The sequence below is a fragment of the Curtobacterium flaccumfaciens genome, assembly GCF_051548005.1.
Classification (GTDB): domain Bacteria; phylum Actinomycetota; class Actinomycetes; order Actinomycetales; family Microbacteriaceae; genus Curtobacterium.
In genome coordinates this window covers 1-6885 of sequence record NZ_JBPUGH010000171.1, presented here as the reverse complement: position 1 = coordinate 6885, position 6885 = coordinate 1, and the positions used below count along the sequence as shown (strand labels likewise).

The following is a 6885-nucleotide window of genomic DNA, read 5'->3' as shown; positions in this document are numbered from 1 at the left end:
GTCGTGCGACCAGCGTGACCCACCGGCGGCATGTCGTGCGACCAACCCGAGCAACCCGAGCACCCGCCCGCCCGCGCGCCCCGTACCCCAGACGCTCAGCGCGCCGGCGCCTCCGCGATGAACTCGTCCCGCGTCACCCGCACCAGGTCCGCCGCGGCGGACGATGCCTCGGTCGCGTCGCCGCCGGCGATCGCCCGAGCCACCGCGTCGTGCCGAGCCGCGGCGTCCCGGGTCCACCGCGTGATCGTGTCGCGGGATTCCGAGGTGCGCGTCCGCAGCAGGGCCTCGACCGTCCCCGCGAAGTGCGTGAACACGGCGTTCCCGGACGCGGCGAGGAGCGCCCGGTGGAACCGGACGTCGGCTTCCAGGTAGGCGCGACTGTCATCACGGTCGCACGCCGCGATCATGTCCGAGGCCGCCGCCGCGACCGCCTCGACGGCTGGCGTGTGCGGGGTGACAGCTGCGAGCGACGCAGCGACCGGCTCGACCCCGAGCCGCAGCTCGAGGAGCTCCCGCTGCTGCACGAAGTACGCGGGGGAGGCGCCGCGCCACCGGATGACCGTCGGTGCGAGCAACTCCCACGACCCGATGCCGAGCACCTGCGTCCCGATGCGCTGCCTGGGCTCCACGAGGCCGAGCGACTGGAGGACGCGCAGCGCCTCGCGGACGACCGACCGCGAGACGGCGAACTCCGCGGCCACGAGCTCGGGCCGGACGACCGTCCCCGGGGAGAGTGCCCCGTCGACGATCCGCTGCCCGAGGGTGTCGAGCACCTGGGCGTGCAGTCCGCGGGGCGGGGGCATCGTTCCTCCGTGCAGTACGCGTCACGCGGGGCCGTGACGTCGTGTCCATCGAAGCGGCAGACTGCGCCGGAGGGCGGGTGCCGCGCTGCGGATCATCGTATAGTCTGATTAATCAGATTATTCGAACCGGCGGACCAGCCGGAACGATCGGCCCGGAGCAGCATCCGGACCGGCACGAGAAGACGACGGAGTCCCGCGGACGCGACTCCAGGAAGGGGCGCAGATGCCTCACGCGCTCACGGCGGCCACCGCCCACACGACCGTCCTCGCAGCGGAGGGCGGTGCGGCGCCGACCGTCGACCCGTCCGGGCCCGTCGCGCAGCTGATCATCGCCGCGCTGATCGGCATCGTCGTCATCATCGCGCTCATCACGTGGCTCAAGGTCCACCCGTTCATCGCGTTGACGATCGGCGCGCTCGGCGTCGGCATCGGTGCGGGGCTCGCCCCGGACAAGGCGGTCACGAGCTTCGGCAACGGCTTCGGCGCGACGATGACGAGTGTCGGCATCCTGGTCGGCCTCGGCTCGATGTTCGGCAAGCTCCTCGTCGACTCCGGCGCAGCCGACCGCGTGGTCGACACCCTCGTCCGCCGGTCGTCGAAGGCCGCGCTGCCGTGGACGATGGCGCTGATCGGAGCCCTGATCGGTCTCCCGATGTTCTTCGAGGTCGGCCTGGTCCTCCTCATCCCGATCATCGTGCTCGTGGCGAAGCGCAGCGACGTGCCGATCATGAAGATCGCCGTGCCGGCGCTCGTCGGCCTGTCGACGATGCACGCCTTCGTGCCGCCGCACCCCGGCCCGCTCGTCGCGATCTCCACGGTCGGCGCGAACCTCGGCACGACCCTCGCCTTCGGCATCGTCCTGGCGATCCCGGTCATCGTGCTCGCCGGCCCGGTCTTCGCGCGCTTCGCCGCGCGTTGGGTCGACATCCCCGCCCCCGACCTGTTCGGCTCCCGCGGATCGGCCGGCGGTCACGACGACCCCGCGTCGGCCGGACGGGAGGCGCGGCGCGGCCCCGCCACGCAGGACACCGCGTCCCTGCCGAACGGCAAGAGCGACTTCACCCGCGTCATCAGCGAGCCGCGCAGCCCGTCCTTCACCACGGCGCTCGTCGGCATCCTGCTGCCGGTGGTGCTCATGCTCGCCCAGGCGATCCGCGAGGCCGTCGCACCCGACGCCGCCGGCTCGTGGGTGAGCGTGCTCGACTTCCTCGGGACGCCGATGATCGCGATCGGCATCGCTGCCGTCTTCGCGATGGTCTTCTTCGCGATCGGTGGCGGCATGGACCGCTCGGCCGTGTCGAAGTCGCTCGAGAGTGCCCTCCCGCCGGTGGCCGGGGTGCTGCTCATCGTCGGTGCCGGCGGTGGGTTCAAGCAGGTCCTCATCGACACCGGGATCGGCGGGGTCATCGCCGACGCCGTGAAGGACTCCGGCATCTCCGTGCTGCTCGTCGCCTGGGTCGTGTCGGCGCTCGTCCGGGTCGCGACGGGTTCGGCGACGGTCGCCACCGTGACCGCCGCCGGCATCATGGCTCCGATCGCCAGCGACCTGTCGCAGCCGATGACCTCGCTCCTCGTGCTCGCGATCGGTGCCGGTTCGGTGTTCCTCTCGCACGTGAACGATGCCGGGTTCTGGCTCGTGAAGGGCTACCTGGGCACCACCGTCGGGCAGACGTTCAAGACCTGGACGGTGCTGGAGTGCCTCATCTCGGTCTTGGGACTCGGTGGCGTCCTGCTGGCCGGGGTGTTCCTGTGACCGCGGGCGCGGGCGCCGGCGCGGGCGCGGGTGCGGGCGCCGGCGTGTCCGGGGTGCTGGACGCTCGCGTGCTGGTCGTCATGGGCGTCTCCGGGTCGGGCAAGTCCACCGTCGCCGCGACCGTCGCCGATCGGCTCGGGTGGGACTTCGCCGAGGGTGACGCGATGCACCCGCGGTCGAACGTCGACAAGATGCAGGCCGGCACGCCCCTCACCGACGAGGACCGGTGGCCGTGGCTCGACGTCGTCGCCGGGTGGATCCGGGACCACCTCGACGCCGGGACGCCGGGGGTCGTCACGTGCTCGGCGCTCAAGCGCTCCTACCGGGACGTGCTCCGAGCGCCCGGGGTCGTGTTCGTGCACGTCGCCGGCGACGGTGCGCTCATCGCCGACCGGATGGCGTCCCGGTCAGGGCACTTCATGCCGACGTCGCTGCTCGCCTCGCAGCTCGCGACGCTCGAGCTGCCGGGAGCGGACGAGGCGCACGTCACCGTCGCCGCGGACCGCACGCCGGACGAGGAGGCCGACGAGGTCGTCGAACGCCTCGGACTCGCTGTGCGCTGAGGGGCGGTCCACCGACCGCGAGCGGCCGGACAGCGCCACGTCCGGAGAGCACACTCGCAGCATGCCGCACTTCGTCGTCATCATCCACGGTGGCTCCGGCAACCCGTCGCAGGACGACCTCGCCGCCCACGACCGTCACGCCGACGACCTCATCGGGTCCGGCGTGCTCGTCGCCGCGTTCGCGTTCGGGCCGGCGGACGACACGGTGCGGATCGACGCCGACGGTCCGGCCCCGGGAGCCGCCGACGCCACCCCGCTCGACGGGATCGGGGTGATCGAGGCGGACGACCTCGACGCCGCGGTCGCGATCGCCCGTGCGAACCCGGCGACCGTGCAGGGCGGCTTCGTCGAGGTGCGACCGGTCGCCGGCTCGTGGGTGCGCGACGGCGGCTCGGACGGCTCGGCGCACGGGGTGCCGTCGACGTCCTGAGCCGCGGGCTCAGCGCTCGGAGACGCGACCGTCCTCGACGTGCCAGTGCCGGTCGAGCCGGACGGTGTCGAGCATCCGCCGGTCGTGCGTGACGAGCAGGAGCGTGCCGTCGTAGGACTCGAGCGCCTGCTCGAGCTGCTCGATGGCCGCGAGGTCGAGGTGGTTCGTCGGCTCGTCGAGCACGAGCACGTTCACGCCCCGAGCCTGCAGCAGTGCCAGTCCGGCACGCGTGCGCTCGCCCGGCGACAGGTCCGCGCAGGCTCGCCCGACGTGGTCGGCCTTGAGGCCGAACTTCGCCAGCAGGGTCCGGACGTCGGCGGTCGCGTACTCGGGGACGAGGGCCTCGAACGCCCCCGCCAGGGACTCGGCGCCGGAGAACGCGGCGCGCGCCTGGTCGACCTCGCCCACCGCGACGCTCGACCCGAGCGACGCCGATCCGGTGGTGGGTGCCTGCCGGCCGAGCAACGCGCGCAGCAGCGTCGACTTGCCGGCGCCGTTCGGGCCGGTGATGCCGATGCGGTCCCCGCCGTCGACCTGCAGTGACACCGGGCCGAGCGTGAAGTCGCCCTGCGTGAAGGTGGCATCGGCGAGGGTGGCGACGACCGCAGACGACCGGGGCGCCTGCCCGATGGTGAACTCCAGGCGCCACTCCTTGCGCGGCTCCTCGACCTCGTCGAGCCGGGCGATGCGCGACTCCATCTGGCGGACCTTCTGCGCCTGCTTCTCACTCGACTCGCTCGCGGCGCGCCGTCGGATCTTGTCGTTGTCGGGGTTCTTCCGCATGGCATTGCGGACACCCTGGCTCGACCACTCGCGCTGGGTGCGGGCGCGGGACACGAGGTCGGCCTTCGTCGCCGCGTACTCCTCGTAGGCGTCGCGCTTGTGCTGCCGGGCGATCGCACGCTCTTCCAGGTAGGAGTCGTAGCCGCCACCGAAGAGCCGGTTCGACGACTGTGCCAGGTCGAGCTCGAGCACCGCGGTCACCGAGCGGGCGAGGAACTCGCGGTCGTGGCTCACCAGCACCGCGCCGCCCCGCAGCCCCTGGACGAACTGCTCCAGCCGCGCGAGGCCGTCGAGGTCGAGGTCGTTGGTCGGCTCGTCGAGCAGGACGACGTCGAAGCGCGAGAGCAACAGCGCCGCGAGGCCCACCCGGGCGGCCTGGCCACCGGACAGCGAGGTCATGAGCGAGTCCGGGCCGACGCCGATCGAGCCCGGTTCGTCACCGGTCCCGAGCCCGAGTTCGGCCAGGACGGCGGGGAGCCGGTCCTCGAGGTCTGCCGCGCCCGACGCCAGCCACCGCTCGAGCGCGACGGAGTAGGCGTCCGCTTCGGCGTCGCCTGCGCCCGGGTCCCCGAGCGCAGCGGCCGTTGCGTCCATGGTCTCCGACGCCGCCGTGCTGCCCGTCCGACGCGCGACGTACGCCGCGACCGTCTCGCCCTCGACCCGGTCGTGCTCCTGCGGCAGCCACCCGACGAACGCATCGGCTGGAGACGTGGTGACGATGCCTGCGAGCGGCTCGTCGACGCCTGCCAGCAGTCGGAGCAGCGTCGACTTCCCGGCGCCGTTCACGCCGACCACGCCGATCACGTCACCGGGAGCCACGGTGAGGTCGACGCCCTCGAAGAGGGTGCGTGCGGCGTACCCGCCGGCGAGGTCCTTGGCGACGAGCGTGGCGGTCATCCGCCAATCGTCCCATCCCCGGAGCGTTCCGCCTGCCATGATCGAGGCACCACCGTCGACGAGGAGCAGGCGATGCCCGAGGACACCACCACCGACACCACGTGCCACATGTCGATCTCGCTCGACGGCTTCGTCGCCGGCCCGGACCAGAGCCGCGACCACCCACTCGGCGTCCGCGGCGGCGAACTCCACACCTGGCACATGCCGGGGGTCGAGGTGGGCGAGGCCGACCGGACCGCGGCGGAGTGGCTCATGCGCCCGCGCGGTGCCTACGTGATGGGCCGCAACATGTTCGGTCCGGTCCGCGGAGCGTGGGACGAGCCGTGGGACGGTTGGTGGGGTCCGGAACCGCCGTACCACGCGCCCGTCTTCGTCCTCACCCACCACGAGCACGAGCCGATCGAGATGGCCGGCGGCACGACGTTCCACTTCGTCACGGACGGCTTCGACACCGCCTACGCCCGCGCGGTCGAGGCCGCCGACGGTCGGGGTGTCGACATCGCCGGGGGAGCGTCGACGGTGCGGCAGGCGCTCGCGGCGGACGTCGTCGACGAGCTGACGCTCGACATCGCGCCGGTGCTCCTCGGCAGTGGCGAGCGCATCTTCGACGGAGCGCAGGAGTTCGGGTTCGAACCGGTCGAGGTGCTGCACTCGCCACTGACGACGCACGTCCGGTACCGGCGCGTCCGCGGCTGACGACGCGCAGCGGGCGGTCAGTCGAGCGTGATGGACCGGTCGAAGGTCCGGGTGGACGGCGGTCCGGCGATGACCGACGCGAGCTCGCGGGCCGCGCCCTCCGGGGTGGCACGCCACGCGACGTAGGCCGAGTGATCGGCCGCCGTCGCCCAGCGCTCCACGACCACGACGTGCTGCGGGTCGGCGTCCTCGACGATCACCTCCAGCGACTCGTTGCCCGGGAAGGCCCGGGTCTGGGCGAGCGTCGCGCGGATCGCGGTCTCGACCTCGTCGGCGGGCAGGTCGGCGCGGAGCTGCACCTCGAGCAGGACGGTCATCGTCACGTCGGACACCTTTCGTCGGGGGACGCGGGGGACAACCCGTCGGCGCGCTGTGGTGTTCCGGATCCGCGCACAGGGCGGGCGAGCGAGGGAGACCAGCGATCGACGCCGCCTAGGCTTGCCCCGTGTTCGAACTGCACCACCTGTCCGCCCAGGAACTCTGGGACTGGGTCCGTCGCGGTGAGGTGACCGTTTGCGAGGCGGTCGACCACTACCTCGCTCGGATCGATCGGTTCGACGCGGACGGACCCGCCGGAGCCGGACTCGGCGCATTCGTGACCGTGACGGCCGAGGCCGCACGCGACCGGGCCGACCACCTCGGCGAACGGGTGCCGACGTCGCGACCGCTGTGGGGCCTCCCGGCCGCCGACAAGGACCTGTACGACCGGGCGGGCGTCGTCACCCGCAACGGCACGACCAGCCTCCGGGCGCAGCCTGCACCGGCCGACCACCCGCTGGTCGCCGCGGCGGACGCAGCGGGCAGCATCAGTCTCGGCAAGACGGCTTCGCCCGAGTTCGGGATGTCGTCGTCCTCCGAGACCCGCTTCGGTACCACCCGCAACCCGTACGACATCGCGCGAGCGCCGGGCGGGAGCTCGAGCGGGGCCGCGGTGGCGGTCGCCGCCGGGCTGCTCCCTGC

8 protein-coding genes are annotated in these 6885 nt (G+C 72.8%); 5 read left to right on the top strand and 3 right to left on the bottom strand.

All coding sequences use genetic code 11. From position 1 onward, the window contains the following. Positions 1-95: 95 nt before the first annotated feature. The gene (locus ACSW7Y_RS15265) at positions 96-803 is read right to left on the bottom strand and encodes a FadR/GntR family transcriptional regulator (RefSeq protein WP_438127090.1); all 708 of its coding nucleotides are present in this window, start codon (positions 801-803) and stop codon (positions 96-98) included. A 223-nt stretch (positions 804-1026) separates the two neighbouring features. Here ACSW7Y_RS15265 and ACSW7Y_RS15260 point away from each other — a divergent pair, with 223 nt between their 5' ends. The 3 genes from ACSW7Y_RS15260 to ACSW7Y_RS15250 all read left to right on the top strand — a co-directional run bounded on the left by ACSW7Y_RS15260 (position 1027) and on the right by ACSW7Y_RS15250 (position 3549). Further along, positions 1027-2556, top strand: coding sequence for a GntP family permease (locus ACSW7Y_RS15260; protein ID WP_438127089.1), 1530 nt, complete (start codon positions 1027-1029; stop codon positions 2554-2556). A gap of 80 nt (positions 2557-2636) precedes the next feature. Continuing rightward, on the top strand, positions 2637-3119 hold the full coding sequence (locus ACSW7Y_RS15255) for a gluconokinase (protein WP_438127093.1): 483 nt from the start codon (positions 2637-2639) through the stop codon (positions 3117-3119). Between the two features lie 61 nt (positions 3120-3180). Beyond that, on the top strand, positions 3181-3549 hold the full coding sequence (locus tag ACSW7Y_RS15250; protein WP_438127088.1) for a YciI family protein: 369 nt from the start codon (positions 3181-3183) through the stop codon (positions 3547-3549). A 9-nt stretch (positions 3550-3558) separates the two neighbouring features. Here the strand turns inward: ACSW7Y_RS15250 and ACSW7Y_RS15245 are convergent, their stop codons facing one another. Beyond that, a complete protein-coding gene (locus tag ACSW7Y_RS15245; protein ID WP_438127087.1) occupies positions 3559-5229 on the bottom strand; it encodes an ABC-F family ATP-binding cassette domain-containing protein in 1671 nt (556 codons plus the stop codon). Positions 5230-5337: 108 nt separating this feature from the next. Here ACSW7Y_RS15245 and ACSW7Y_RS15240 point away from each other — a divergent pair, with 108 nt between their 5' ends. Then, on the top strand, positions 5338-5925 hold the full coding sequence (locus tag ACSW7Y_RS15240) for a dihydrofolate reductase family protein (RefSeq protein ID WP_438127092.1): 588 nt from the start codon (positions 5338-5340) through the stop codon (positions 5923-5925). Positions 5926-5942: 17 nt separating this feature from the next. Here the strand turns inward: ACSW7Y_RS15240 and ACSW7Y_RS15235 are convergent, their stop codons facing one another. Further along, complete coding sequence (locus ACSW7Y_RS15235) at positions 5943-6242, bottom strand: putative quinol monooxygenase (RefSeq protein WP_438127091.1); 300 nt, start codon at positions 6240-6242, stop codon at positions 5943-5945. A 128-nt stretch (positions 6243-6370) separates the two neighbouring features. Between ACSW7Y_RS15235 and ACSW7Y_RS15230 the strand changes: the two genes are divergently transcribed. Next, a partial coding sequence (locus tag ACSW7Y_RS15230) for an amidase family protein (RefSeq protein ID WP_438127086.1) occupies positions 6371-6885 on the top strand: 515 nt, incomplete at its 3' end.

Excerpts from the sequence above, each read along its gene's own strand:
- ACSW7Y_RS15265 (WP_438127090.1), bottom strand. The coding sequence starts at position 803 with ATGCCCCCGCCCCGCGGACTGCACGCCCAGGTGCTCGACACCCTCGGG.
- ACSW7Y_RS15255 (WP_438127093.1), top strand. The coding sequence starts at position 2,637 with ATGGGCGTCTCCGGGTCGGGCAAGTCCACCGTCGCCGCGACCGTCGCC.
- ACSW7Y_RS15235 (WP_438127091.1), bottom strand. The coding sequence starts at position 6,242 with ATGACCGTCCTGCTCGAGGTGCAGCTCCGCGCCGACCTGCCCGCCGAC.
- ACSW7Y_RS15245 (WP_438127087.1), bottom strand. The coding sequence starts at position 5,229 with ATGACCGCCACGCTCGTCGCCAAGGACCTCGCCGGCGGGTACGCCGCA.
- ACSW7Y_RS15250 (WP_438127088.1), top strand. The coding sequence starts at position 3,181 with ATGCCGCACTTCGTCGTCATCATCCACGGTGGCTCCGGCAACCCGTCG.
- ACSW7Y_RS15240 (WP_438127092.1), top strand. The coding sequence starts at position 5,338 with ATGTCGATCTCGCTCGACGGCTTCGTCGCCGGCCCGGACCAGAGCCGC.
- ACSW7Y_RS15260 (WP_438127089.1), top strand. The coding sequence starts at position 1,027 with ATGCCTCACGCGCTCACGGCGGCCACCGCCCACACGACCGTCCTCGCA.